The organism is Micromonospora sp. NPDC047557 (genome assembly GCF_043205095.1).
Classification (GTDB): Bacteria; Actinomycetota; Actinomycetes; order Mycobacteriales; family Micromonosporaceae; genus Micromonospora.
Genome location: NZ_JBIDDK010000012.1, coordinates 66337 through 91715 on the forward strand (window position 1 = coordinate 66337; position 25379 = coordinate 91715).

Genomic DNA, 25379 nt, shown 5'->3' on the forward strand with positions numbered 1-25379 from the left:
CGTGAAACCCACGACGGAACCAGGTTTAGAAAGAGGAGGCCCCTCGGAATGAGAGTCTCGAAGCGGGCGACGAGCGCGATCGCGCTCAGCGCGGCTGCCGCGCTTGTCGCGAGCGGTTGCTCGAGCGGTGACGGCGACGGCGACGCCGCCGCCAGCAAGGATGGCGCGATCGTCATCCACGGCGTCCAGCCGGAGAACCCGCTGGTTCCGTCGAACACCACGGAGACCGGCGGTGGCAAGGTCATCGACTGGCTGTGGACCGGCCTGGTCGAGTACCCCAACGACGGTGGGGCCCCGCGCAACGCGCTGGCCGAGTCCATCGACACCAAGGACTCCAAGGTCTTCACGATCAAGATCAAGAAGGGTACCAAGTTCCACGACGGTACCGAGGTGAAGGCGAAGAACTTCGTCGACGCCTGGAACTGGGCCGCGTACTCGCCGAACGGCGCGCAGAACGGCTCCTTCTTCTCGGACATCGCGGGCTTCGACAAGACCTACACCGAGGACCCGGACGGCCCGGACGGCCCGCAGAAGGCCCCGGCCCCGACGGCCAAGGAGCTCTCCGGCCTGAAGGTCATCGACGAGCAGACCTTCGAGGTCACCCTCGCCGCGCCGACCGCGGTCTTCCCGACCAAGCTCGGCTACAGCGCCTTCATGCCGCTGCCGGACGCGTTCTTCACCATGAAGCCCGAGGAGTTCGGCAAGAAGCCGATCGGCAACGGCCCGGTCAAGTTCGTCTCGTGGCAGGACAACGTCCTCATCAAGCTGACTCGTTTCGACGACTACAGCCTGCGCGACAAGATGAAGATCAAGGACGTCGACGTCAAGCTGTACCAGGACGAGACGGCGGCCTACGCCGACCTGCTCGCCAACAACCTCGACTTCATGGAGGTTGTCCCCACCTCGGCGCTCGCCGGTGACAAGTGGAAGACCGACCTCGGTGACCGGGGCCTGAACACGGTCACCCCGTCGACCGCGTTCATCGCGTTCCCGATCTACGACGCGCGCTTCCAGAACCCGAAGCTGCGTCGCGCGGTCTCGCTGTCGATCAACCGGCAGGAGATCTCGGACAAGATCTTCTTCGGTACCCGTAAGCCGGCCGACAGCTGGGCGAACCCGCTGACCCCGGGCGCCAAGCCGGGTAACTGCACCGCCTGCAAGTTCGACCCGACCACGGCCAAGCAGCTGCTGACCGAGGCCGGCGGCTTCACCGGTGAGATGGTCTTCTACTACAACGCCGACTCCAGCCACAAGGACTGGATGGACGCCGTTGCGCAGCAGGTCAAGACCAACCTCGGCATCAACGCTCGCGCCGAGGGCATCCCGACCTTCGCGGTCTTCCGGCAGAACATCAACGCCCACAAGATGACCGGCCCGTACCGTGCCGCCTGGCAGCAGGACTACCCGGACGTGGAGAACTGGGTCAACCCGCTCTACGTCAAGGGTGGCTCCTCCAACGACGGTCTCTACAGCAACCCGCAGGTCGACACCCTGGCCAAGCAGGCCAGCGCCGCGCCGAGCCTGGAGGCCTCCCACGAGGCGTTCGCCAAGGCCGTCGAGGTTGTCGACCAGGACGTCCCGAGCATCCCGATCTACTTCTACGGCCAGCAGTCCGGCCACTCGGAGAAGATCAAGAAGCTCGAGCTGAACAACGTCGGCGAACTCGACATCACCTCGGTCGAGCTCTGATCCGTACGGTCTGACCCCGGGTCGGGCTCGCCACATCCGGTGAGCCCGACCCGGGGCCGTTCCGCGAGTGGGTGCTACAACACTCCACTCGCCACGTTGTCACCACCGTGTCGGCCGTCCGACGCGCCCCCTGTCTGGAGGACCACCCCATGGGCCGTTATCTGTTGAGACGGCTGCTCCAACTCGTGCCCGTCTTCATCGGCTCGACCTTCCTGATCTACTGGCTCGTCTGGTCCGTCCCGGGCGACCCGTTCGCGGGCAAGTGCGGCGAGCGCCGCTGCCCGGATCAGTACGTCGCGTACATGACCGAGAAGTACCACCTGGACCAGAACGTCTTCGTGCAGTACGGCAACTACATGAAGAACCTCCTCCAGGGCGACTTCGGGCAGACGTTCTCGCAGCGCGACATCGGCGACATCATCGCCACGGCATACCCGAACACGCTGAAGCTGGCCCTGGTCGCGCTCGCCATCGAGGCCGTCATCGGCCTCGGCGCCGGCATCCTGACCGGTCTGCGCCGCAACGGCTTCCTGGACAACCTGGTCCTGGTCTCGACCCTCTTCCTGCTCGCGCTGCCGGTGTTCGTCGTCGGCTTCGTGCTGCAGTGGCTGCTGGGCGTGCAGTGGCACATCGTCAAGCCGACCGTCTCGTCCGAGATGCGGTTCTCCGAACTGATCGTCCCGGGCTTCGTGCTCGGTAGCGCGTCGGTGGCGTACATCGCCCGGGTGGCCCGCACGAGCATCGCGGAGAACCGCCGCGCCGACTACGTGCGCACCGCGATCGCCAAGGGCCTGCCGATGCGCCGGGTCGTCGGTGTGCACCTGCTGCGCAACTCGCTCATTCCGGTGGTCACCCTGCTCGGCACCGACCTCGGCGCCCTGATGGGCGGCGCGATCGTCACCGAGGGCATCTTCGGCATCAACGGAATCGGCCGCGAGGTCTACCGCGCGATCGTCACCAAGGAAAGCGCTACCGTGGTTGGCATCGTGGTCGTACTGGTGGTCGTCTATCTGGTGATGAACCTGTTGGTCGACCTGCTCTACGCCGCCCTGGACCCGAGGATCCGTTATGAGTGACCCAAGCACCGCTTCGATTGTCAGCACCCCCGCCGCGCAGCCGACCGACACTCCCGCCGCCCCCGGGCCGCAGGGCAACGAGAAGCCACGTGGTCTGCTCGGTGACGCCTGGCGGGATCTGCGCCGTAAGCCGCTGTTCTGGATCTCGGCGACGTTCATCGTCATCTTCCTGTTGATGGCGGCCTTCCCGTCGCTGTTCGCCCCGGGCGACGCGGTCAACGGATCGCTGTCGCGCAGCCTCAACAAGGCGTCCGGCGACGCGTGGTTCGGGTACGACCTGCAGGGCCGGGACGTCTACGCCCGGGTCATCTACGGCGCGCGTGCCTCCGTCGTGGTCGCCGTGCTCTCCGTGGTCGGCACCCTGCTGGTCGGCGGCACCATGGGCATCATCTCCGGCTACCTCGGTGGCTGGGTCGACACGCTGCTCAGCCGGGTCGCCGACGTGTTCTTCGGGGTTCCGTTCGTGCTCGGCGCGATCGTCATCCTGACCACGTTCAACGGTTCGGGCAGCACCAACAGCAAGGCCGAGATCATGGGCCTGGTGACCATCTCGCTGATCGTGCTGAGCTGGCCGGTCGTGATGCGGTTGATGCGTTCCTCGGTGCTCGCCACCAGGGAGGCCGACTACATCGTGGCGGCGCGCGCGCTGGGTGCCGGCAGCGGTCGGATCATCCTCAAGCACCTGCTGCCGAACTGCCTGGCCCCGCTGCTGGTCTACGGCACGATCATGGTCGGCTCGTTCATCGGCGCCGAGGCCACCCTGTCGTTCCTGGGTGTCGGCCTGAAGTCGCCGGTGGTGTCCTGGGGCATCATGATCAGCGAGGGTAAGGATTTCATCCGGGTCGCGCCGGGGCTCGTCTTCTTCCCCGCCGCCTTCCTCGTCGCCGCGGTGCTGAGCTTCGTGATGCTCGGTGAAGCGGTCCGCGAGGCCCTCGATCCGAAACTCCGCTAGGGGAGATCCAGTGTCCGACATTCTCGTGTCTGAGCAGTCCGCGCCGGGATCCGGCGGGTCCGGGCGCCCCTCCGGCCGGCTGCTCGAGGTCGACGACCTGCGGGTGGAGTTCCGTACCCGGGACGGCGTCGCAAAGGTCATCAACGGGGTCACGTACCACGTCGACGCGGGGGAGACCCTCGCCGTGCTCGGCGAGTCCGGCTCCGGTAAGAGCGTCACGGCGCAAACGATCATGGGCATCCTCGACACGCCCCCCGGCTTCGTCACCGGTGGGCAGGTCCGCTTCCACGGAAAGGACATGCTCCGCATGTCCCCCGAGGAGCGCCGCCGCATCCGCGGCGAGGGCATCGCGATGATCTTCCAGGACGCGCTCTCCGCCCTGAACCCGGTCTTCACCGTCGGGTTCCAGATCGCCGAGCAGTTCCGGATTCGGCGGGGCCTGGGTCGCGCGGAGGCCAAGAAGCGCGCGATCGAGATGCTCGACCAGGTCAAGATCCCTAACGCCAAGGGCCGGTTCAACAACTATCCGCACCAGTTCTCCGGCGGTATGCGGCAGCGCGCGATGATCGCGATGTCGCTGGCGCTCGACCCCGAGGTGCTGATCGCGGACGAGCCGACCACCGCGCTCGACGTGACCGTGCAGGCCCAGATCATGGACCTGCTCGCGGAACTCCAGCGTGAGCGGCAGATGGGCATGATCCTGATCACCCACGACCTCGGCGTGGTCGCCGACGTCGCCGATCGGATCGCCGTCATGTACGCGGGCCGGATCGTCGAGGAAGCCGACGTGTACGACCTGTACGCCAAGCCGGCGCACCCGTACACGCTGGGTCTGATCGACTCGATCCCGCGTCTGGACGAGAAGGGGCAGCAGCTCCGGACGATCAAGGGCCTCCCGCCGAACCTGATGAACATCCCGCCGGGCTGCCCGTTCAACCCGCGCTGCCCGATGGCGCAGCCGGTGTGCCGGGAGAAGGTCCCCCCGCTGCTCCAGGTGGGCCCCGCCCGGGCCAGCGCCTGCCACTTCGCCGAGGAGCTGGTGAACCGTGTCTGAGAACATCCTCGAGGTCCGTGACCTGGTCAAGCACTACCCCGTCACCCAGGGTGTGGTGTTCAAGAAGACCGTCGGTCAGGTCAAGGCCGTCGACGGGGTCTCGTTCGGTCTGCGGGCCGGCGAGACGCTCGGTGTCGTCGGCGAGTCCGGCTGCGGCAAGTCGACGCTCGCCCGGGTTCTGATGAACCTGGAGAAGCCGACCGCCGGCAGCGTGGTCTACAAGGGCCAGGACATCTCCAAGCTCTCCGGTGGGGCGCTGCGTCGGCTGCGTCGGCAGATCCAGCTGGTCATGCAGGACCCGTACACCTCGCTGAACCCGCGGATGACGGTCGGTGACCTGATCGGGGAGCCGTTCGAGATCCACCCGGAGGTGGCGCCCCGGGGCAGCCGCCGGGCCAAGGTCCGCGAGCTGCTCGATCTGGTCGGGCTCAACCCGGAGCACATCAACCGGTACCCGCACCAGTTCTCCGGCGGTCAGCGTCAGCGCATCGGCATCGCCCGCGCGCTCGCGCTGCGGCCCGAGGTGATCGTCTGCGACGAGCCGGTCTCGGCGCTGGACGTCTCCATCCAGGCCCAGGTGATGAACCTGCTGGAGAAGCTGCAGACCGAGCTGGGGCTGTCGTACATCTTCATCGCCCACGACCTGTCGGTGGTCCGCCACCTGTCGGACCGGGTGGCGGTGATGTACCTCGGCAAGATCGTTGAGATCGGCACCGAGGACGAGATCTACGAGCGGCCGACCCACCCGTACACCCAGGCGCTGCTCTCGGCGGTGCCGGTGCCGGACCCGACCCAGCGCAACAACAAGACGATCATCCGGCTCACGGGTGACGTGCCGTCGCCGATCAGCCCGCCCTCGGGCTGCCGGTTCCGGACCCGCTGCTGGAAGGCGCAGGCGGTCTGCGCCGAGCAGGTCCCGCTGCTGGAGATCCGGCGCGACTCGGACCACCCGAGCGCCTGCCACTTCGCGGAGCGGCGCGAGATCGTCGCCACCCACGAGGTGTGAGTCACCGAAACCGCCTGCCGACGTCACCACGACGACGGCAGGCGGTTTCGTCTGTCCGGAGCCCTCTGAGCGGGTCGCCACGCTCCCGCACCGCCGGTCGGTGACGACCGCACCGGCGGCCCATCGAAGCGCCTCAGAGTGGCCCGCGGCCCGCACGCAGCAGCAGCAGCGCCAGTTGGGTGCCGTCGGCGCCGAGCGCGAGCCGGAAGCGCTCCAGGATGTCCCGTTCGCGGGAGAGCACCAGGCGGGTTCCACCGGAGGCCATCCGGGTCGCCCCGACCTCCTGTGACAGCGCGGCCCGCTCCTGCCAGAGCGCGATCAACGCGTGGTCGATCTCGTCGATCCGTTCTCTGATCTGCACGATCCGCGCAGCGGCGGTCGGCTCCACGGTGCCGGTCCGTGCCTCGGACGGGTCGCCCGTCCGCACCGAAGGCACCACCTCCGGCACGCTCCCGCTCGCCGAGGGCTGTCCCGCCTCCGTTCCGGCCGGGCCACCGTTCTGCTCCACCACGTCTGTCATCATCGGGTACCTCTCGCGCTGTGGTGCCCGGTGCCCGGAACCCGGGACGAAAAAGCCCCGGACTCCAGGAGCCCGGGGCTTTTCGCAGGTCTGTCGATCAGGCGCGACCTACGGCAGCCGGACTCCCGGTGCCGTAGTAAAAGTAGTAGCGCGCAGCGATCACGCCGTCGAGTATGCCCACGCCGGTGGCCGGCGCGCAAGGATTCCGGCGCAAAAGGGCGGCCCGGCCGTGTGCTCCAGGCGCAGGCACGGCGACCCGGCCTGGCGGACGGCGCGGTCGGGAAGTGTCCGGCTGGCGGCATAGACTTGGTGCGCGATGCATCCTCTCTTCGACATTCCCGCGTCCCCGCCCGCGCCGGAGTCCGCGCCGGCCCGTCCGCACCGGCCCGGGTCGGCCTCCGTCCGCCTCGATCCGCAGCAGCTCCTCGCCGGGCTGAACGGGCCGCAGCGTGACGCCGTCAGCCACGCCGGTTCCCCGTTGCTGATCGTGGCCGGCGCGGGGTCCGGCAAGACCCGGGTGCTCACCCACCGGATCGCCTACCTGCTCGCCGCACGGGACGTGCATCCCGGTGAGATCATCGCCATCACCTTCACCAACAAGGCGGCCGGCGAGATGAAGGAGCGGGTCGCCGCGCTGGTCGGCCCACGGGCCCGACTGATGTGGGTGTCGACGTTCCACTCGGCGTGCGTCCGCATCCTGCGCGCCGAGCATGAGCACGCCGGCCTCAAATCGACGTTCTCGATCTACGACGCGGACGACTCCCGCCGACTGATGCAGCTGGTCACCCGCGAGCTGGATCTCGATCCGAAGCGCTACCCGGCGCGTGGTCTGGCCGCCCAGGTCTCCAACCTCAAGAACGAGCTGGTCGACCCGGAGCAGTTCGCCGCGCGGGCCAGCGGGCCCAACGAGCGGGCGCTGGCCGAGGCGTACACGCTGTACCAGCGCCGGCTGCGCGAGGCGCACGCGCTGGACTTCGACGACCTGATCATGACGACGGTGCACCTGCTCCAGTCCCACCCGCACGTCGCGGAGAGCTACCGGCGGCGGTTCCGGCACGTGCTGGTGGACGAGTACCAGGACACCAACCACGCCCAGTACGTCCTGATCAAGGAGCTGGTCTCCGGCACCGACGGGCTGGAGCCGGCCGAGCTGTGCGTGGTCGGTGACGCCGACCAGTCGATCTACGCGTTCCGGGGCGCGACGATCCGCAACATCCTGGAGTTCGAGCGGGACTTCACCGACGCGCGGACGATCCTGCTGGAGCAGAACTACCGCTCCACCCAGACCATCCTCAACGCGGCCAACGCGGTGATCGACCGGAACACCTCCCGTAAGCCGAAGCGGCTGTGGAGCGAGGCCGGCGACGGCGAGCGGATCGTCGGCTATGTGGCCGACACCGAGCACGCCGAGGCGGACTGGGTGGGCCGGGAGATCGACCGGCTGGTCGACGCCGACGAGACACGCCCCGGTGACGTCGCGGTCTTCTACCGCACCAACGCCCAGTCCCGCGTCTTCGAGGAGGTGTTCATCCGCGCCGGCCTGCCGTACAAGGTGGTCGGCGGGGTGCGCTTCTACGAGCGCAAGGAGGTCCGCGACGCCCTGGCGTACCTGCGCTCGGTGGTCAACGACGACGACACGGTGAGCCTGCGGCGGGTGCTGAACACCCCCCGCCGGGGGATCGGCGACCGCGCGGAGGCGTGCGTCGAGGCGCTGTCCAGCCGTGATCGGATCTCCTTCGGCGCGGCGCTGCGCCGGGCCCGGGAGGCGCCCGGCATCTCCACTCGGGCGGCCAACGGCATCGCCGACTTCGTGGCGCTGCTCGACGGCGCGCGGGAGCTGGCCGAGACCGGCACTCCGGAGGAGGTGCTGGAGGCCCTGCTGACCCGCTCGGGTTACCTCACCGAGCTGGAGGAGAGCCTGGACCCGCAGGACGCGGGCCGGGTGGACAACCTCCAGGAACTGGTCAGCGTCGCCCGGGAGTACACCGAGCGGATCGAGGCGACCGGCGCCGACGGGGAGCGCGCCACCCTGGCGGGCTTCCTGGAGCAGGTCGCGCTGGTGGCCGACGCCGACCAGATCCCCTCCGACGACCCCGACCACCAGGGCGTCGTCACCCTCATGACGTTGCACACCGCCAAGGGCCTGGAGTTCCCGGTGGTCTTCCTGACCGGCCTGGAGGACGGCGTCTTCCCGCACCTGCGCTCGCTGGGCGACACCCGCGAGCTGGAGGAGGAGCGCCGGCTGGCGTACGTGGGCATCACCCGTGCCCGACAGCGGCTCTACCTCTCCCGGGCGGTGACCCGCTCGGCCTGGGGACAGCCGTCCTACAACCCGCCGTCGCGGTTCCTGGAGGAGCTGCCGCCGGAGCTGGTGCGCTGGGAGCGCACCGAGGGGTCGTACACCTCGTGGGCCGGCGGGGGCGGCGGCGTCGGCGGTCGTGCCGACCGTGCGCCCGGCGGTCGGGGCACCTTCACCGGCGGCACCCCGAAGGCGGCGCAGCTGGCCCAGCGGCTCGGCGTGGACGGCAGCCGCCTCACCACGGCCAGCGAGTTGCCGCAGGGGCCGAAGGTGGCCGCCGGCGACCGGGTCAACCACCAGCGCTACGGGCTGGGGCGCGTGCTCGCCGTGGAGGGGCACGGCCCGGGCGCCCGCGCGCAGATCGACTTCGGCGACCAGACCATGTGGCTGGTGCTGCGACACGCCCCGGTCGACAAGCTCTGACCCGTGGCGGGGCCGCCCGAGCACGATCCGCGCCAGTTGCTGAAAACAGTGGCCTCCGCCAGCGCGGAGGCCACTGTTTTCGCGATGGTGCGCTGGATCAGCAGCCCAGGTCGACGCCGTGCGCCCGCATGAACGGCGCGGGGTCGATCTGGTTCCACATGCCCTGGTGCACCTCGAAGTGCAGGTGCGGGCCCGTGGCGTCGCCCGTGGCGCCCTCGTAGCCGATCACCTGGCCGGCCTTGACCTTCTGCCCGACGGTGACCGCGATGCGGCTCTGGTGGGCGTAGTGGGTCAGGTAGCCGTTGCCGTGGTCGATGAAGACGGAGTTGCCGTACCCGTCCGCGGCGTCGCCGGCCTGGGTGACCGTTCCGGCGGCCGCGGCGCGGATGGGGGTGCCCGAGGGCAGCGCCAGGTCGATCCCGGCGTGCAGGGTGCCCCAGCGCTGGCCGTAGCAGGAGGTGACCGAGGCGCCCGGCATCGGGTCGACCCAGGCGGCCGTCGGCCTGGTGGTCTTCTTCGGCTTCGGCTTCGGCTTCGGCGTGGCGGTGGCCGTCTTCGTCGGTTTCGGGCTGGCGCTGGCCGTCGACGGGCTCACGGTCGGGCTGGCCGACGCCGGCGCGCTCGACTCGCGGGTCGAGCGGTCGGCCCGGCTGGCGGCCTCGGCGCGGGACTGGGCGTCGAGCGAGACGGCGGTGGGCGCCGGCCGGTCGGGGCCGGAGGTGGCGACGGCGACCCCACCCAGGCCGAGGGCGACCAGCGCGGCCGCGCCGGCCACGATCAGGCGGTTCCGCCGGCGGGCACGTCGCGGCTGCTCGACGGTGGTGTCGGGGGTGTTCTCGTTCTGGACGGGGCTGTCTTCCTGCACGGCGGACCTTCACAGTCGAGGGGCACTTGACCTCGAAATACTGGTGTCGGGCCGCGCGAGACGACCGTCCGGGACCGGGCGTCCGGACCGGGGGCGGCAGGCCGGCTGACCTGGTATGCACCGATCTGAAGCACTCCGTCCGGAAAAGGGATCATGCTGTGCCGTGCGGTCGGTCACAGTCCATGCTGTGATCCAGCAGACATCAGCCGCAGGCTGAGCAAAGAGAACCGCCCGGATCGACAGATCCGGGCGGTCAACGGGCAGTACGCAGCGTCAGGAACCCGCTACCTCGCTGTAAATTGCCTCGACTTGCAGCTTGATGTCCACTCCGCGCTCCTGCAGGTACGGAACGGGGTCGATCGGCGCGCCCTTGACATGCAGCTCAAGGTGCAGGTGGGTGCCGTAGGCGTGGCCGGTCTGGCCCACCAGGCCAAGCTGGTCGCCCGCCTTGACCTGCTGGCCCTCCTTGACGCTGAGCGCGGAGGAGTGACCGTAGATGGCCTCGCTGCCGTCGGCGTGCTGGACGATCACCGCGTAGCCGTAGCCGCCGAACCAGCCGGCCTTGGTGACCAGCCCGTCGTGGACCGCCACGTACGGCGTGCCCTCGGGGACGACCAGGTCGACGCCGGTGTGCAGCTTGCCCCACCGCATCCCGTACGGGGAGTTGAAGTCGTAGCCCTGCAGCGGCAGCATCCAGACCTCGGGCTCGGCCGCTTCCTTCGTGCGGCTGTCCCGGGAGGCGCGCTCGGCGTTGTCCGCACGGGCCGCGACGTCCTGACTGGTGATCGACGCCTGCTTGAGCTCGTCGAGCACGGTCGGGCTGACGTCCTTGGCGTCGGGCAGAGCCGACGCGCCCAGCGCGACGATGCCCGCGCCGACGAAGGCGGTGGTGACGACGGCCGCGTAACGGCTACGCGGGGGGGTGGGTACGCGGCGGCGACCGCGATATCGATCGGGCTCAGACGACAGGCGCTGGCGCACGCACACCCTCCGTTGTCGGGGTTCCGAGGCGGCTGGTGGACGTCCGTGAAGCTCCGGTGAACGTCTGCCGACCGCGTCGTCACCCGTCCATGGACCTGATGACAACCGTGGACACGTTAGCCAACCACCAGGCGACTCACAAGCCAGACCGCCGAATTGGCGTGTCGATCTGTCCGTTTGCGTCCGAGATTGTCATGCATCGCGCCGTCGAACGGTGCCCCCGTTACCACCCGTTCGTCGCCGAGCGTGACCGATCCGGCGGAGTCGTCCGGCTTGACGCCGGGGCCCGGGTAAGGCGGCCTCGATCGACAGTGCCCGAGGCCGTGCCTGGGCACGGCAGAATGTCGGACGTGGTTCCGGCCCGGATTTCCCGGCCCCGGCCGGGCGGGTTACCGTTCGTTCAGGTGAAGGCCGTGAAGCCGGTGAAAGGTGTGCGCTGATGAGCTCTCGTATTCGGGTCGTCGTCGCGAAGCCAGGTCTGGACGGCCACGACCGTGGCGCGAAGGTCGTCGCACGCGCCCTGCGCGACGCGGGGATGGAGGTCGTCTACACCGGCCTGCACCAGACGCCCGAGCAGATCGTGGAGACGGCCATCCAGGAGGACGCCGACGCTGTCGGTCTCTCCGTACTCTCCGGCGCGCACATGACGCTCTTCCGTCGGGTGCTGGAGCTGCTGGCCGAGCGTGACGCCCGGGACATCGTCGTGTTCGGTGGCGGCATCATTCCCAACGGCGACATCCCCGAGCTGGAGAAGCTGGGCGTCGCGAAGATCTTCACGCCGGGCGCCACCACGCAGGCGATCGTCGAGTGGGTCCGGCAGAACGTCGCGCAGCCGGTCGCCTGAGGCACCGGTCCGCTGCGCCGAGTCGACCGCGTCGGTCCGCGGCGCCGACCGGATCTGGGCACGGGGGAGGGGCCGGACGCACCCCTCACACGTCCGGCCCCTCTATGCACGATGCCCCGCCGCCACCCCTCGACCGACAGGGCATCGGCCGTATCCCGTCTTCGCGCTGATCAGCGCGCCGACACCTGACTCAACGACGCCCCGACGGGCGGGTTACGGACCCCGGGCAACATCGTCCGGACGATTGACGCCGCCCACGGCGCGGCCGGAATCAGCCCCACTCGGCACGGGGGTTGTGCATTACCGCACACCGTGCACCCGCTCGGTTGCCGGCGGTGCCCACCTCGCTAGGCTGCCGCCAATGGCCTGTTTCAACTGATGACAGGCGTCAAACTGTTTTCTGAACGCTGGTGGCGGCGCGACGGCGCGCCGCGGAGACGGGACGGGACGCGCAATCGTGGACCTGTACGAGTACCAGGGGCGGGACCTGTTCGAGCGGCACGGCTTGCCCGTGCTGGCCGGCGGCGTCGCCACTACCCCGGAAGAGGCCCGTGCGATCGCCGAACGCCTCGGCGGTCGCGTGGTCGTCAAGGCGCAGGTGAAGGTCGGCGGCCGAGGTAAGGCCGGCGGCGTCAAGCTGGCCGAGGGCGCCGAGGAGACGGTGGCCCGCGCCACCGACATCCTCGGCATGGACATCAAGGGCCACACCGTCCACAAGGTCATGATCACGGTGACGGCGGACGTGGCCGAGGAGTACTACTTCTCGTACCTGCTCGACCGGGCGAACCGCACCTTCCTCTGCATCGCCAGCGTGGCCGGCGGTATGGACATCGAGCAGGTCGCCGCCGAGACCCCCGACCGCGTGGTGAAGGCGCCGATCGACGCGAACACCGGCGTCGACGAGGCCAAGGCGCGGGAGATCGTCACCGCCGCCGGCTTCCCGGCCGAGGTCGCCGACCAGGTCGTCGAGGTGGCCGTCGGCCTGTGGCAGGCGTTCGTCGCCGAGGACGCCACCCTGGTCGAGGTGAACCCCCTCGCGAAGAACGGCGACGGGCGGCTGCTGCTGCTCGACGCGAAGATCACCCTGGACGAGAACGCCGCGTTCCGGCACCCGGACCACGAGGCCCTGGTCGACCAGGCCGCCGTGGACCCGCTGGAGCAGGCCGCCAAGGCCAAGGACCTCAACTACGTCAAGCTCGACGGCGAGGTCGGCATCATCGGCAACGGCGCGGGTCTGGTCATGTCGACCCTCGACGTCGTCGCGTACGCGGGTGAGCGGCACGGCAACGTCAAGCCGGCCAACTTCCTCGACATCGGCGGCGGCGCGAGTGCCGCCGTGATGGCGAACGGGCTGGAGATCGTGCTCTCCGACCCGGCCGTGAAGAGCGTCTTCGTCAACGTCTTCGGCGGCATCACCGCCTGCGACGAGGTCGCCAACGGCATCATCCAGGCGCTCGCCCTGCTGGAGCAGCGCGGCGAGAAGGTCACCAAGCCGCTCGTCGTCCGGCTCGACGGCAACAACGCCGAGGCCGGCCGGGCGATCCTGGACGGCGCGAACAACCCGCTGGTACAGCGGGTGGACACCATGGACGGCGCGGCCGAGCGGGCCGCCGAGCTGGCAGCTGCGGGGGTCTGATCATGGCTATCTGGCTGACCAAGGACTCGAAGGTCATCGTTCAGGGGATGACCGGCTCCGAGGGCTCCAAGCACACCCGGCGGATGCTCGCCGCCGGCACCAACGTGGTGGGCGGCGTCAACCCGCGCAAGGCGGGCCAGACTGTCGACTTCGACGGCACCGAGCTGCCGGTCTTCGCATCCGTGGCGGACGCCATGGCCGAGACCGGGGCCGACGTATCGGTCATCTTCGTGCCGCCGCAGTTCACCAAGGCCGCCGTGGTCGAGGCGATCGACGCCGCGATCCCGCTGGCCGTGGTGATCACCGAGGGCGTGCCGGTGCACGACACCGCCGCGTTCTGGGCGTACAACCTCGCGCAGGGCGAGCGGACCCGGATCATCGGGCCGAACTGCCCCGGCATCGCCTCGCCGGGCGCCTCCAACGCCGGCATCATCCCGGCCGACATCACCGGCTCCGGCCGGATCGGCCTGGTCAGCAAGAGCGGCACGCTGACCTACCAGATGATGTACGAGCTGCGCGACATCGGCTTCTCCACCTGCGTCGGCATCGGTGGCGACCCGATCATCGGCACGACGCACATCGACGCCCTCAAGGCGTTCGAGGCCGACCCGGAGACCGACGCCATCGTGATGATCGGTGAGATCGGTGGCGACGCCGAGGAGCGGGCCGCCGAGTTCATCAAGGGCAACGTCACCAAGCCGGTGGTCGGCTACATCGCCGGCTTCACCGCGCCCCCCGGCAAGACCATGGGTCACGCCGGGGCGATCATCTCCGGCTCGGCCGGCACCGCCGAGGCGAAGCAGGCGGCGCTCGAAGCCGTCGGCGTCAAGGTCGGCAAGACGCCGACCGAGACCGCGAAGCTGATGCGGGAGATCATGTCCGGCAGCTGAGCCGGCACGGCAACACCGAAGGGGTCGACCGGAACTGGTCGGCCCCTTCGTCGTACCGCCGGATCAGTCGTTGTTCCAGAACGGGTAGTTGCCGGTGAGGCGCAGGATCGCGCCGCCGATGATGTTGATCACGCCGAACGCGATGGCGAGGTAGCCGAGAACCGGCGACTGGCCGTTGCGCCGCGCGTCGCGCAGTGACAGGTAGCCGAAGATGATGCCGAGGATGCCGCAACAGATCAGACCGAGGACGATGCCCAGCACGCCCCAGAGCGTGGTGCGGTCGCGTCCCCGGGCCGGCGGTGGTGGGGGCGGCGGGTATGCGTTCGTCACGGCTACCTCCGGGCGGTCGTGGGCGGCGGGCTCCGGTCCGCGACCGGCCAACGAGAGCCGGTTGGCGGCGACGGCCACCCCCTCTGGCCCGACGCTAGACCCGACGGGGCGGCTCCGACTCCGGTTCGCCCAACTCGCCGCCCTCCGGGGCGGGTTAACGGACTGCCCCCGCCCGCGCGACGTGCCAGAGTAGAGCGGATGTCCCCCGTCACCCCTGACCCACCCAGCCGTGCCGGCGGCGTACGCGCCGACGACCGGCCGGTCGACCGCGCCGCGCCGCGTCCGCGGGTTCCCGCGCCGCGCGCCGGTGGGTCGCCGCGTGGGCGTGCGCCGCTGGCCGTCGCCGCCGGGGTCGCCGCGGCCGGTGCGGCTCTCACCTCGTATCTGCCGGTCGCCATCGTGCTCGGCCTGGTTCAGCTCGGCGCGGATTCCACCACGCTGGGCGGCACCCTGCGCACGGCGCTGGCCGGTTGGCTGGTGGGGCACGGGGTGCCGCTGCACACCGAGGCGGGCCCGTTCGGGCTCGCCCCGCTGGCGCTCACCGTGCTCGCGCTCTGGCGACTGACCCGGGCCGGCGTGCACGTGAGCCGCGCGATCGGCGCGCGCGACACTCGCTCACCGCGCCGCGCGCTGATCGCCGCCGCAGCGGTCGGTCTGGCGTACGCGCTGCTCGGCGCGCTCGCCGCGGTGCTGATCGGCGCGGGCGGGCCGCAGGTGTCCCCGGTGCGGGCGGCGGTCACGTTCGCGGTGGTCGGCACGCTCGGCGCGCTGATCGGCGCGATCCGGATCACCGCAGTGACCCGGCTGCTCGTCACACGGATACCCGGCCCGCTGCGCGACGGCGTACGCACCGGGCTGGTGGCCGCGCTCCTCCTGCTCGGGGCGGGCGCCGGCGCGGCCGGCCTGGCTGTGGCCATGGGTGGCGGTGACGCCGCGGACATGATCGGCGCGTACCGGACCGGAGTGGCCGGGCAGGCCGGGATCACACTGGTCAGCATGGCGTACGCGCCGAACGCCGCGGTCTGGTCGACAAGTTATCTGCTCGGGCCGGGCTTCGCGGTCGGCGTCGACACGGCCGTGCGCACCAGTGAGGTGTCGGTCGGCGCGCTGCCGGCCATACCGTTGCTCGCTGGCCTGCCGCGCGGCCCGGTGGACGGCCTCGGCGCGCTGCTGCTCGCGGTTCCGGTGCTGGCCGGGATGGTCGCCGGCTGGTTGCTCGCCCGCCGGCTGGCCCGGTCCGCCGGGTCGGAGCGGCCGCCGCGGCGCTGGGCGGAGCTGTTGGCGCCGGCGGCGCTGGCCGGGCCGGTGGCCGGCGTGCTGCTCGGCGTCGCCGCCGCGGCTTCCGGTGGGCCGCTCGGCGCGGGACGGCTGGCACAGCTCGGGCCGGTGGCCTGGCAGGTCGGCGCGGTGGCGGCCGGTGTCGTCGCGGTCGGCGCGCTGCTCGGCGCCGCCGCCACCCGGGTGCTCGCCCGGAGCCCGCGCGCCGCTCAGACGCCGCCGGTGCGCCCCGGAGTCTGACCGTCCGACGGCGTTGCCGTCGGTGGTTCGACCGAGGGTGGGCACGGCCGACGGCGGTGCGGCCAACGTGGTGTGGAGACGCCGCGGGGCGCCCCGGACGGATCCGGAGCGCCCCGTCGGAGCAGGGTCTGCTCAGGGCTCGGTCGGCAGGTTGACGTTCGCCACGATGCTGATGATGAGCACCAGGATGCCCAGGCCGACGCCGACCGCGCCGCAGATCAGGCCGGTCTTGGCCTGGCCGGCGTTGCTGGCCTGGCCCTGGGCGACCTTCTGCTTCGCGAGGTAACCGGTCACCACGCCCGCGATACCCACCGGGATGCCCAGGTAGAGGCAGCAGATCAACGGGATCGACGCGATGCCGAGGATCATCGACACCAGGCCCAGGGTGTTGTTCTGGCCCTGCTGCTGCGGGTAGCCGGCGTTCGGGTACGTCGGGGCGCCACCGTAGGGCTGCTGCTGGCCGTACGGGGCCTGCGGTGCGCCGTACGGGTCCTGCGGCTGCTGGCCGTACGGGGCGCCGGGCTGCTGGCCGTAGGGAGCCGCCGGCGGCTGGCCGTACGGCTGGCCCGAGGTGGGCTGGCCGTAGGGCTGACCCGAGGTGGGCTGCTGGCCGTACGGGGCGGCCGGCGGCGGGGCGTACGGGTCGTGCGGCGGCTGGGGGGCGGTCGGGTCCTGGTTGGGCTGCTGGCCGTACGGGTCCTGACCGGGGTTGCCGGGCTGCATTCGAGAAGCTCCTTGGACTGGTTCCGTCAGTTGCTGCTGTTGTTCCCATCCATGATCGCGGTCAGACCACCTCAGGCACAGCACAGCAGCGCGACGACATACCGCGCATTACCCCGGATAACCATTCAGTCCGCCCGTCGGTCACTGTCACAGATCGGCGAACCGCCCAACCGAGGGGCGTCCTGACCTGCCCGATAGGGTGGCCCGGTGACCGAGCCCGCGTCCGCCGCCCGCATCGTCGTCCTCGTCTCCGGCTCCGGGAGCAACCTTCAGGCTCTGCTGGACGCCGCCGCCGACCCCGCGTACGGCGCACAGGTCGTCGCGGTCGGCGCGGACCGCGACGGCATCGCGGGCCTGGACCGGGCCGAGGCCGCGGGGGTGCCGACCTTCGTCGAGCGGGTCCGCGACCATGACAGCCGGGAGGACTGGGACCGCGCGCTCACCGCGCACGTCGCCAAGCACCAGCCCGATCTGGTCATCTCCGCCGGCTTCCTCAAGCTGGTCGGCCCGCACTTCCTCGCCGCCTTCGGCGACCGCTACCTGAACACCCACAACACTCTGCTGCCGGCGTTCCCCGGCATCCACGGCCCGCGCGACGCCCTCGCCTACGGCGTGAAGCTCACCGGGGCCACGCTCTTCTTCGTCGACGCCGGCATGGACACCGGGCCGATCGTGGCGCAGGTCGCGGTTCCGGTGCTCGACGACGACGACGTGGACGCGCTCACCGAGCGCATCAAGGAAGCCGAACGGCGCCAGCTCGTCGAGCAGGTCGGCCGCCTGGTCCGCGAAGGCTGGACCATCACCGGAAGGAAGGTCACGGTTCCGTGAGTCCCACTCAGGACGGGCGTCGCCCGATTCGGCGGGCGCTGGTCAGCGTCTACGACAAGACCGGATTGGTCGAGCTGGCCCAGGCCCTGCATGCGGCCGGTGTGGAGATCGTTTCCACCGGCAGCACGGCGGGCACCATCGCCGCCGCCGGGGTGCCGGTGACGCCGGTGGAGACGGTGACCGGGTTCCCCGAGGTGCTCGACGGCCGGGTGAAGACCCTGCACCCGAAGGTGCACGCCGGTCTCCTCGCCGACCTGCGCAAGGACACGCACGTCGCCCAGCTCGACGAGCTGGGGGTGGCCGCGTTCGACCTGCTGGTCTCCAACCTCTATCCGTTCCAGGCGACCGTCGCCTCCGGCGCCGGCGTCGAGGAGTGCGTGGAGCAGATCGACATCGGTGGCCCGGCCATGGTGCGGGCCGCCGCCAAGAACCACGCCTCGGTAGCGGTCCTCACCGACCCGGCCGGTTATCCGGCGCTACTCGGCGCGCTCGACGAGGGTGGCTTCACGCTGGCCCAGCGCCGCGCGCTTGCCGCCCGCGCGTTCGCCGACATCGCCGAGTACGACGTCGCGGTGGCCCAGTGGTGTGCCCAGGAGCTGGCCCCGGCCGACGACTCGTGGCCGACGTTCGCCGGGTCCGCGCTGCGCAAGTCGACAGTGCTGCGCTACGGGGAGAACCCGCACCAGCCCGCCGCGCTCTACGTCGACCCGGACGCCCCGGCGGGGCTGGCCCAGGCCGAGCAGCTGCACGGCAAGGAGATGTCGTACAACAACTACGTCGACGCCGACGCCGCTTGGCGGGCCGCCAACGACTTCGCCGACCAGCCGGCGGTGGCGATCATCAAGCACGCCAACCCGTGCGGCATCGCGGTGGGCGCGGACGTGGCCGAGGCGCACCGCCGGGCGCACGCCTGTGACCCGGTGTCGGCGTTCGGCGGCGTCATCGCGGTCAACCGGCCGGTCTCGGTCGAGCTGGCCCGGCAGGTCGCCGAGATCTTCACCGAGGTGGTGGTCGCCCCCGGCTTCGACGAGGGCGCGGTCGAGGTGTTGCAGGGCAAGAAGAACATCCGGCTGCTGCGCGCGCCGGCCTGGACCCCGGCGAAGCTCGAGTGGCGGTCGGTGACCGGTGGCGTGCTGTCCCAGGTCGCCGACCGGGTGGATGCTCCCGGTGACGACCCGGCGAACTGGCAGTTGGCGACCGGCGAGGCCGCGGACGAGGAGCTGTTGCGGGACCTCGCGTTCGCCTGGCGGGCGGTCCGCGCGGTGAAGAGCAACGCGATCCTGCTCGCCAAGGACGGCGCCACCGTCGGGGTCGGCATGGGTCAGGTCAACCGGGTCGACTCCGCGCGGTTGGCGGTCGACCGGGCCGGTGCCGACCGCGCCCGGGGCTCGGTCGCCGCCTCGGACGCGTTCTTCCCGTTCGCCGACGGCCCGCAGATCCTCATCGACGCCGGCGTCCGCGCCATCGTCCAGCCCGGCGGTTCGATCCGCGACGAAGAGGTCATCGAAGCCGCCAAGAAGGCCAACGTGACGATGTACCTGACGAAAACCCGCCACTTCTTCCACTGACCCTCGTCTGTACCCCGTCGATCACCCCGTCGATCATGACGTTATTGCCCTGACACGCCGATGTGCAGGGCAATAACTTCATGATCAACGGCCCACTGTGGGTCAGGCCGGGGTGGTGGGGCGGAGTTCGGCGAAGTGACAGGCGGACGGGTGCGGGTCGGCCGCTCTCGGGACCGTCTGCGGATCTTCCTTGGCGCAGATGTCCTGGGCCTTCCAGCAGCGGGTGCGGAAGTGGCAGCCGCTCGGCGGGTCGGCCGGGCTGGGCACGTCGCCGACCAGCCGGATCATGTTGCGCTGGTCGCGTACCTCCGGGTCCGGCACCGGCACGGCCGAGAGCAGAGCCTGGGTGTACGGGTGGGTGGCGCGCTCGTAGATCTCGTCCTCGGTGCCGATCTCGACGATCCGACCGAGGTACATGACCGCCACCCGGTCGGCGATGTGCCGAACCACGGACAGGTCGTGGGCGATGAAGATGTACGACAGCCCGAACTCGTCCTGGAGCTGCTCCAGCAGGTTGATCACCTGGGCCTGGATGGAGACGTCCAGCGCCGAGACCGGCTCGTCGCAGACGATCACCTCGGGCCGCAGCGCGAGCGCGCGGGCGATGCCGATGCGCTGACGCTGACCGCCGGAGAACTGGTGCGGGTACCTGTTGATGTGCTCCGGGTTGAGCCCGACGACGTCCAGCAGCTCCTGGACCCGCTTCTGCTTGCTGCCCTTCGGCGCGGCGTCCCGGTGGATCTCGAACGGCTCACCGATGATGTCGCCGACCGTCATCCGCGGGTTCAGCGAGGTGTACGGATCCTGCATGACCATCTGCATGTTGCGGCGCAGCCGGCGCAGCTCCGACCCGGAGGCCTTGAACAGGTCACGGCCCTCCAGGGTGGCCCGCCCGGAGGTGGGCGTCTCCAACCGCATCAGCAGCCGGGCGAGGGTGGACTTGCCGCAGCCGGATTCGCCGACCACGCCCAGCGTCTCGCCCCGGCGCAGCTCGAAGCTCACGCCGTCGACGGCCTTGACGGCGCCGATCTGCCGCTGGAACAGCACACCCTGACTGATCGGGAAGTGCTTCACCAGGTTGTCGACCGACAGGATGGTCTCGCCCCGGACCTTTGTGGAGCTAGCGGGCGCTGTCATCACGAACCTCCTGCGCGAAGTGGCAAGCGCTGGTCCGGCCGTCGCCGAGGACCAGGTCGTGCGGCACCACGTCCACGCAGACCTGCTGCACGTACGGGCACCGGGGGTGGAACGGGCAGCCGGAGGGGATGCGCATCAGGTTCGGCGGCAACCCCTTGATCGTCGACAGTTCCTGGCCGCGGACGTCCATCCGCGGGATCGACTCCAACAACCCCTTTGTGTACGGGTGGGCCGGCGCCTTGTAGAGCGAGCGGACGTCGGCGTGCTCGACGATCCGACCCGCGTACATGACCGCGATCCGGTCCGCGACGCCGGCGACCACGCCCAGGTCGTGGGTGATCAGGATCATCGCCATGTTGAGGTCCCGGCGCAGGTCGGCCAGCAGGTCCATGATCTGGGCCTGCACGGTGACGTCGAGCGCGGTGGTGGGCTCGTCGGCGATCAGCACCTTCGGGTCCAGCGCCAGCGCCATGGCGATCATGACGCGTTGCCGCATGCCGCCAGAGAACTGGTGCGGGTAGTCGCCGATCCGCTTGGCGGCACCCGGGATCTTGACCAGGTCCATCAGCTCGATGGCCCGGCGGCGGGCGTCGCCCCGGGACATGCCGGAGCGCTGGCGCAGCGTCTCGCCGATCTGCCAGCCGACCGGGAAGACCGGGTTCAGCGCGGAGAGCGCGTCCTGGAAGATCATCGCGATCTCCTTGCCGCGGACCTGCCGGCGCTGCTCCTCGGACGCCGCGAGCAGGTCCTGACCCCGGTAGAGGATCTGGCCGGAGCGGACGAACGCGGGCGGCGTGTCCAGGATGCCCATGATCGCCTGGGCGGTGACCGACTTACCCGAGCCGGATTCGCCGAGCACCGCGAGGGTCTCCCCGGCGTCCAGGTGGTACGACACGCCGTTGATCACCCGGGCCACGCCCTCGTTGGTCCGGAACTCGACGTGCAGGTCCCGCAGTTCCAGCAGGTGGCCGCCCTCAGGGGTGGGGGAGGCGGGGGTGGGTTCGACGGTGGAGTGGGTCATCAGAGAGTCACCGCAACTTCGGGTCGAAGGCGTCACGGATCGCGTCGCCGAGCATGATGAACGCCAGCACGGTCAGCGCGAGGAAGGCCGACGGGACGATCAGCGGCGTCGCCGCCTCCCGCATGTGGATACGGCCGGTGTCGATGTCCTGGCCCCACGAGATGGTCGGCGCCTTGAGGCCGATGCCCAGGAAGGAGAGCGTCGCCTCGGCGGCGATGAACGAGCCGAGCGCGATGGTCAACACCACGATGGCCGGGGCCAGCGAGTTCGGCAGGATGTGCCGCCACATGATCCGGCCGTTGCCGGCGCCGAGCATCCGGGCCGCCGCCACGTAGTCCTGCTCCTTGGCGGTGATCACCGAGGAGCGCACCACCCGGGCGGCGGTGGTCCAGCCCAGGATGGCCAGCACGAAGATCACCGCGGCGATCCGCGCGTTGTCGCTGTCGCTGGACACCCGCTTGAGCAGCACGATCGCGGCCAGCAGCAGCGGAATGCCGAGCACCACGTCGATCACCCGGGAGAGCACGGCATCGACCCAGCGGCCGAAGTACCCGGCCAGCATGCCGACGACCAGGGCGATGATGCCGGTGCCGAGCGCGGCGAGCGCGCCGACCAGCAGCGAGGCCCGCGTGCCGTAGACCGCCCGGGAGTACGTGTCGCAGCCCTGGAAGTCGTACCCGAAGATGGCCCCGCCGGACGGCCCGGCGTGCTGTCGGGACAGCAGGCAGTCGTTCGGGCTGTTGGCGGTGAACAGGCCGGGGGCCAGCGCCATCAGGGTGAAGACGACGACAAGTGTCAGCGAGATCCAGAAGATCGGGTTGCGACGCAGGTCGCGCCAGGCGTCGCCGGCCAGGCTGCGCGGCTTCTGCGGCGCGCCCACCTGGTTCGGGGTGCCCGGCTCGCCCGAGGGGCCACGCCGTGCGGCCTGGTTCTCGGTGGCCGCCACAGTCTCAAAGTCACTCATGCCGGCACCTCGCTGCGCTCACTCATAGCGGATCCTCGGGTCGAGTACGGCGTACAGGACGTCCACCACCAGGTTCGAGACCAGGTAGACCACGACGAGCACGCTGACGATGCCCACCACCAGGGGGCCGTCCTCGGTGCGGATGCCGCGGAAGAGGTTGAAGCCCACGCCGGGGATGTTGAAGACGCCCTCGGTGATGATCGCGCCGCTCATCAGGTTGCCCAGCTCCACACCGAGGAAGGTGACCACCGGGATGAGCGAGTTGCGCAGCACGTGGACGGTGACGATGCGGCGCTTGACCAGGCCCTTGGACCGCGCGGTCCGGACGTAGTCGGCGCGCAGGTTCTCGGCCACCGAGGTTCGGGTCAGCCGCAGGGCGGTGGCCAGCGACAGCGAGCCGAGCACGATGCCCGGCAGCAGCAGCGCGTAGAACGTCGGCTGGGAGCCGGCGGTGGGCGGGAAGAGCTGCCACTTGACGCCCAGGAAGTACTGGGCGAGCGGTGCCAGCACGATGGTCGGGATGCCCAGCACGAGCAGGGTCAGCACCAGCGTCGAGTTGTCGAAGATGCTGGCCCGGCGGATGCCGGCGACCACGCCGGCGCTGACTCCGAAGATGATCGCCACGGCGAGCGCGATGAGCGCGAGCTTGAGGGTGACCGGCCAGGCCGCCTGCAGGATGTCACCGATCTGGCGGCCGGTCAGGGACTGGCCGAGGTCACCCTGGAGCAGGCTCTTGACGTAGTCGAAGTAGCGGTAGAAGAAGCCGCCGACGCCTGTCGCGTCGAGGTGGTACTTCTCCGTCAGGTAGGCCCGTTGGGCCGGCGTCACCGGGCGTTCGCCCGCGAGGGCCTGGATCGGGTCGCCCTGGCCGGCGAACATCAGCGCGTAGACGATCAGGGTGGTCCCGAAGAACGCCAGGACCATCTGCAGTAGGCGCCGCAAGATGTAGCGGAACATGCTTAGCAGTCTCTCCGGAAATATGCGAAAGGGTCGCAGGACGGCATCTCTGGTCGTACCCGAAATATCCGAGACGTGCCGTCCGGCCCGGGGGAGGCCGGCGCCACCGACTCCGGGCCCGCGTGCGGCCCGTGCCGGATAGCGCGGTCCGGGCCACCCGGGCGTCGTCGTCCGGGTGGCCCGCAACCGTTGGTCAGCTCAGCTGGCCGCTTCGATCTTGATGAGGTTGACCCGCTGGAACAGGTCCATCTCCACGTTCTTGACCTTGGACGAGTGGCCGTACACGTTCTGGCCGAAGCGCAGCGGGATCACCGGCATGTCCTTGGCCAGGATGTCCTCCGCCTGCTGGTACTTGGCGATCGCCTCGTCCTGCGTCTTGGCGGCGGAGCCCTCCTTGACGAGCTTGTCGAACTCCGGGTTGCTGTAGCCGTAGTAGTTCGACGAGCCGTTGGTGCTGTACAGCGGGCCGAGGTAGTCCTCCATGCTCGGGTAGTCCATCACCCAGCCCATCCGGAACGCGCCCACCGGCTGCTTCTTCTCGACCTTGGTCAGCAGGTCGGCGAACTTCGGCTCGGCGACACCGACGGCGTCGACACCCAGGTTGGCCTTGAGCTGGTTGACCGTGGCGTCGACCCAGTCCTTGTGACCGCCGTCGCCGTTGTAGGAGATGACGATCTTCGACGGGCCGCCGGCGGCCTGGTAGAGCTTCTTGGCCTCGGTCGGGTTGAACTCGCCAGCCGCGCCCGCGGTGTTCTCGCGGTAGCCCGGCAGGACCGGCGAGACGAAGGAGCGCGCCGACTGCTGCGAGCCCTTGAAGACCGACTTGGTGATCTCGTCACGGTCGATCGCCATCGAGATCGCCTTACGCACGTCCGGCTTGCTGTAGTCCTTGTCGAACGTCGGGAACGCCAGGAACTGGAACGACGACATCGGGCTGGTCTGGTACCGGTCGCCCAGGTCGGTCGGCGCGGTGCTCAGGCTCTCGGTCGGGATCGTCGGCAGCACGTCCAGGTTGTCCGCCAGGACGTCCGCGTAGGCCGCGGTGAGCTGCTGGTAGATCCGGAACTCGATGTCCTTGACCTTGGGCTTCTCGCCCGGGTACGCGTCGTAGCGCTCGACGTCGATCTTGCTGTCGTGCTGCCAGGTGCCCTTCATCTTGAAGGGGCCCTGCCCGATCGGGGCCTGCTCGTAGGAGTCCTTGACCACGCCCGGCGCCGAGAACGCGGCGTCCGGCATCGGGTAGAACGCGGTGTAACCGAGCATCGTCCGGAAGTCGATGTACGGCTCGGAGAGCGTCACGGTGAAGGTCAGGTCGTCGACCTTCTTCAGCCCGGACAGCTCCTTGGCCTTCGGCTTGTCGCCCTGCAGGTCCGCGTAGCCAGCGATCTTCTCGAAGAAGAAGTTGCTGTCCTGACCGTTGGGGGCGTACGCGCCGTAGTTCCAGGCGTTGATGTAGTCCTCGGACGTGACCTTCTCACCGTTGTGGAAGGTGTAGCCGTCCTTGAGCTTGATCGTCCAGACCTTGTTGTCGGACGAGGTGATCGACTGCGCGGCGACCTCGTACGGCTTGTTCTGGGCGTCGTAGTCGACGAGAGGGCTGAACAGGCCGGTGAGGACCTGCGCGCCGGACGTCTCGGTGGTGTTGGTGGGAACCAGGTGCTTCGGCTCGCCGATCTGGATGCTGACAGCCGACGTGCCGCTGCCGCCGGATCCACCGTCTCCGCCGCTGCCGCAGGCCGCGAGGCCCAGCGTCACCGCAAGCGGGAGGGCGGTCCAGGCGGCGAGTCTACGAACTCGCATAGAGCCTCCTCATCTCCTCACGCTGCGCAGTCAGGCCCGACGCTGGGTTTACGCTGCGCAACAAGCGGTAACGGTAGGTCGAGATACCGGCCGTCGACAACGGCCCGGTTGCGGGCGGGTAACGGTCCGAGGACGCCTTCCTTGCACGGCTCTCTCGTGCGTGCTAGCCCAAACCGGATAAGCGGCTCTGGGGTGCACATTCGCCAATGAGATCGACGTGTCGTGGGGTCTGCTGGGAGGGATTCCGTGGCCTCCGGCGGGTCCGTCCGGTATCCGCCGCGTTCGCGGGCGCCGACCG

Annotated in this window: 22 protein-coding genes; 12 read left to right on the forward strand and 10 right to left on the reverse strand. The window is 69.9% G+C overall.

Translation table 11 applies throughout. The features are described 5' to 3' along the window. The first annotated feature begins 48 nt into the window (after positions 1 to 48). From ACGGAQ_RS24565 to ACGGAQ_RS24585, 5 genes are all read left to right on the forward strand, one after another. The gene (locus ACGGAQ_RS24565; RefSeq protein ID WP_393052793.1) at positions 49 to 1689 is read left to right on the forward strand and encodes an ABC transporter substrate-binding protein; all 1641 of its coding nucleotides are present in this window, start codon (positions 49 to 51) and stop codon (positions 1687 to 1689) included. Between the two features lie 149 nt (positions 1690 to 1838). Continuing rightward, entirely contained in the window at positions 1839 to 2765 is a 927-nt protein-coding gene (locus ACGGAQ_RS24570) for an ABC transporter permease (RefSeq protein WP_393052794.1), read from the forward strand. Further along, positions 2758 to 3717 (forward strand): ABC transporter permease, encoded by a 960-nt coding sequence (locus tag ACGGAQ_RS24575; RefSeq protein WP_393052796.1) that lies wholly within the window; start codon positions 2758 to 2760, stop codon positions 3715 to 3717. Before ACGGAQ_RS24570 ends, ACGGAQ_RS24575 begins: the two co-directional genes overlap by 8 nt. Positions 3718 to 3742: 25 nt before the next feature. Continuing rightward, positions 3743 to 4771 (forward strand): ABC transporter ATP-binding protein, encoded by a 1029-nt coding sequence (locus ACGGAQ_RS24580; RefSeq protein WP_393052977.1) that lies wholly within the window; start codon positions 3743 to 3745, stop codon positions 4769 to 4771. Then, a complete protein-coding gene (locus tag ACGGAQ_RS24585; protein ID WP_393052797.1) occupies positions 4764 to 5777 on the forward strand; it encodes an ABC transporter ATP-binding protein in 1014 nt (337 codons plus the stop codon). The genes ACGGAQ_RS24580 and ACGGAQ_RS24585 overlap by 8 nt, the downstream gene beginning before the upstream one ends. A 133-nt stretch (positions 5778 to 5910) precedes the next feature. Here the strand turns inward: ACGGAQ_RS24585 and ACGGAQ_RS24590 are convergent, their stop codons facing one another. Next, on the reverse strand, positions 5911 to 6300 hold the full coding sequence (locus tag ACGGAQ_RS24590) for a chorismate mutase (protein WP_393052798.1): 390 nt from the start codon (positions 6298 to 6300) through the stop codon (positions 5911 to 5913). 313 nt (positions 6301 to 6613) lie between these two features. Between ACGGAQ_RS24590 and pcrA the strand changes: the two genes are divergently transcribed. Further along, the gene (pcrA, locus tag ACGGAQ_RS24595) at positions 6614 to 9019 is read left to right on the forward strand and encodes a DNA helicase PcrA (RefSeq protein WP_354855376.1); all 2406 of its coding nucleotides are present in this window, start codon (positions 6614 to 6616) and stop codon (positions 9017 to 9019) included. Positions 9020 to 9116: 97 nt separating this feature from the next. Here pcrA and ACGGAQ_RS24600 read toward each other — a convergent pair whose 3' ends face one another. Together ACGGAQ_RS24600 and ACGGAQ_RS24605 are read right to left on the reverse strand one after the other, a co-directional pair. Further along, a complete protein-coding gene (locus ACGGAQ_RS24600) occupies positions 9117 to 9884 on the reverse strand; it encodes a M23 family metallopeptidase (RefSeq protein WP_393052799.1) in 768 nt (255 codons plus the stop codon). A 273-nt stretch (positions 9885 to 10157) separates the two neighbouring features. Then, entirely contained in the window at positions 10158 to 10865 is a 708-nt protein-coding gene (locus ACGGAQ_RS24605) for a M23 family metallopeptidase (RefSeq protein ID WP_234590189.1), read from the reverse strand. A gap of 439 nt (positions 10866 to 11304) precedes the next feature. Between ACGGAQ_RS24605 and ACGGAQ_RS24610 the strand changes: the two genes are divergently transcribed. From ACGGAQ_RS24610 to sucD, 3 genes are all read left to right on the forward strand, one after another. Continuing rightward, the gene (locus tag ACGGAQ_RS24610) at positions 11305 to 11709 is read left to right on the forward strand and encodes a cobalamin B12-binding domain-containing protein (RefSeq protein ID WP_393052800.1); all 405 of its coding nucleotides are present in this window, start codon (positions 11305 to 11307) and stop codon (positions 11707 to 11709) included. A gap of 457 nt (positions 11710 to 12166) precedes the next feature. Further along, positions 12167 to 13345, forward strand: coding sequence for an ADP-forming succinate--CoA ligase subunit beta (gene sucC / locus ACGGAQ_RS24615; RefSeq protein WP_354855379.1), 1179 nt, complete (start codon positions 12167 to 12169; stop codon positions 13343 to 13345). Between the two features lie 2 nt (positions 13346 to 13347). Next, positions 13348 to 14235 (forward strand): succinate--CoA ligase subunit alpha, encoded by an 888-nt coding sequence (sucD, locus tag ACGGAQ_RS24620; RefSeq protein ID WP_393052802.1) that lies wholly within the window; start codon positions 13348 to 13350, stop codon positions 14233 to 14235. Positions 14236 to 14298: 63 nt separating this feature from the next. Here sucD and ACGGAQ_RS24625 read toward each other — a convergent pair whose 3' ends face one another. Then, a complete protein-coding gene (locus ACGGAQ_RS24625) occupies positions 14299 to 14565 on the reverse strand; it encodes a DUF4190 domain-containing protein (RefSeq protein ID WP_393052804.1) in 267 nt (88 codons plus the stop codon). Positions 14566 to 14763: 198 nt separating this feature from the next. Here ACGGAQ_RS24625 and ACGGAQ_RS24630 point away from each other — a divergent pair, with 198 nt between their 5' ends. Continuing rightward, on the forward strand, positions 14764 to 16083 hold the full coding sequence (locus ACGGAQ_RS24630; protein WP_393052806.1) for a DUF6350 family protein: 1320 nt from the start codon (positions 14764 to 14766) through the stop codon (positions 16081 to 16083). 132 nt (positions 16084 to 16215) lie between these two features. Here ACGGAQ_RS24630 and ACGGAQ_RS24635 read toward each other — a convergent pair whose 3' ends face one another. Then, on the reverse strand, positions 16216 to 16806 hold the full coding sequence (locus ACGGAQ_RS24635; protein WP_393052807.1) for a DUF4190 domain-containing protein: 591 nt from the start codon (positions 16804 to 16806) through the stop codon (positions 16216 to 16218). Between the two features lie 207 nt (positions 16807 to 17013). On the opposite strand from ACGGAQ_RS24635, the gene purN reads away from it, so the two are divergent. Both purN and purH read left to right on the forward strand, forming a co-directional pair. Further along, positions 17014 to 17634: a phosphoribosylglycinamide formyltransferase gene (gene purN / locus ACGGAQ_RS24640; protein WP_393052809.1), complete on the forward strand. Its 621-nt coding sequence runs from the start codon at positions 17014 to 17016 to the stop codon at positions 17632 to 17634. Then, on the forward strand, positions 17631 to 19202 hold the full coding sequence (purH, locus tag ACGGAQ_RS24645; protein WP_393052811.1) for a bifunctional phosphoribosylaminoimidazolecarboxamide formyltransferase/IMP cyclohydrolase: 1572 nt from the start codon (positions 17631 to 17633) through the stop codon (positions 19200 to 19202). Before purN ends, purH begins: the two co-directional genes overlap by 4 nt. 102 nt (positions 19203 to 19304) lie before the next feature. Here the strand turns inward: purH and ACGGAQ_RS24650 are convergent, their stop codons facing one another. The 5 genes from ACGGAQ_RS24650 to ACGGAQ_RS24670 all read right to left on the reverse strand — a co-directional run bounded on the left by ACGGAQ_RS24650 (position 19305) and on the right by ACGGAQ_RS24670 (position 25081). Further along, positions 19305 to 20339, reverse strand: coding sequence for an ABC transporter ATP-binding protein (locus tag ACGGAQ_RS24650; RefSeq protein WP_393052813.1), 1035 nt, complete (start codon positions 20337 to 20339; stop codon positions 19305 to 19307). Next, a complete protein-coding gene (locus tag ACGGAQ_RS24655) occupies positions 20323 to 21360 on the reverse strand; it encodes an ABC transporter ATP-binding protein (protein ID WP_393052814.1) in 1038 nt (345 codons plus the stop codon). The genes ACGGAQ_RS24650 and ACGGAQ_RS24655 overlap by 17 nt, the downstream gene beginning before the upstream one ends. A 7-nt stretch (positions 21361 to 21367) precedes the next feature. Next, positions 21368 to 22324, reverse strand: a complete 957-nt coding sequence (locus ACGGAQ_RS24660) for an ABC transporter permease (RefSeq protein WP_393052816.1) — start codon at positions 22322 to 22324, stop codon at positions 21368 to 21370. 18 nt (positions 22325 to 22342) lie between these two features. After that, positions 22343 to 23281: an ABC transporter permease gene (locus ACGGAQ_RS24665; RefSeq protein ID WP_355247061.1), complete on the reverse strand. Its 939-nt coding sequence runs from the start codon at positions 23279 to 23281 to the stop codon at positions 22343 to 22345. A gap of 198 nt (positions 23282 to 23479) precedes the next feature. Further along, positions 23480 to 25081, reverse strand: coding sequence for an ABC transporter substrate-binding protein (locus ACGGAQ_RS24670; protein ID WP_393052818.1), 1602 nt, complete (start codon positions 25079 to 25081; stop codon positions 23480 to 23482). Between the last annotated feature and the right edge of the window lie 298 nt (positions 25082 to 25379).

Coding starts and splice junctions, on each gene's coding strand:
- pcrA (WP_354855376.1), top strand. CDS start 6,614: ATGCATCCTCTCTTCGACATTCCCGCGTCCCCGCCCGCGCCGGAGTCC.
- ACGGAQ_RS24670 (WP_393052818.1), bottom strand. CDS start 25,081: ATGCGAGTTCGTAGACTCGCCGCCTGGACCGCCCTCCCGCTTGCGGTG.
- ACGGAQ_RS24655 (WP_393052814.1), bottom strand. CDS start 21,360: ATGACCCACTCCACCGTCGAACCCACCCCCGCCTCCCCCACCCCTGAG.
- ACGGAQ_RS24570 (WP_393052794.1), top strand. CDS start 1,839: ATGGGCCGTTATCTGTTGAGACGGCTGCTCCAACTCGTGCCCGTCTTC.
- ACGGAQ_RS24665 (WP_355247061.1), bottom strand. CDS start 23,281: ATGTTCCGCTACATCTTGCGGCGCCTACTGCAGATGGTCCTGGCGTTC.
- ACGGAQ_RS24650 (WP_393052813.1), bottom strand. CDS start 20,339: ATGACAGCGCCCGCTAGCTCCACAAAGGTCCGGGGCGAGACCATCCTG.
- ACGGAQ_RS24660 (WP_393052816.1), bottom strand. CDS start 22,324: ATGAGTGACTTTGAGACTGTGGCGGCCACCGAGAACCAGGCCGCACGG.
- ACGGAQ_RS24630 (WP_393052806.1), top strand. CDS start 14,764: ATGTCCCCCGTCACCCCTGACCCACCCAGCCGTGCCGGCGGCGTACGC.
- ACGGAQ_RS24635 (WP_393052807.1), bottom strand. CDS start 16,806: ATGCAGCCCGGCAACCCCGGTCAGGACCCGTACGGCCAGCAGCCCAAC.
- ACGGAQ_RS24590 (WP_393052798.1), bottom strand. CDS start 6,300: ATGATGACAGACGTGGTGGAGCAGAACGGTGGCCCGGCCGGAACGGAG.
- sucD (WP_393052802.1), top strand. CDS start 13,348: ATGGCTATCTGGCTGACCAAGGACTCGAAGGTCATCGTTCAGGGGATG.
- ACGGAQ_RS24575 (WP_393052796.1), top strand. CDS start 2,758: ATGAGTGACCCAAGCACCGCTTCGATTGTCAGCACCCCCGCCGCGCAG.
- ACGGAQ_RS24565 (WP_393052793.1), top strand. CDS start 49: ATGAGAGTCTCGAAGCGGGCGACGAGCGCGATCGCGCTCAGCGCGGCT.
- ACGGAQ_RS24610 (WP_393052800.1), top strand. CDS start 11,305: ATGAGCTCTCGTATTCGGGTCGTCGTCGCGAAGCCAGGTCTGGACGGC.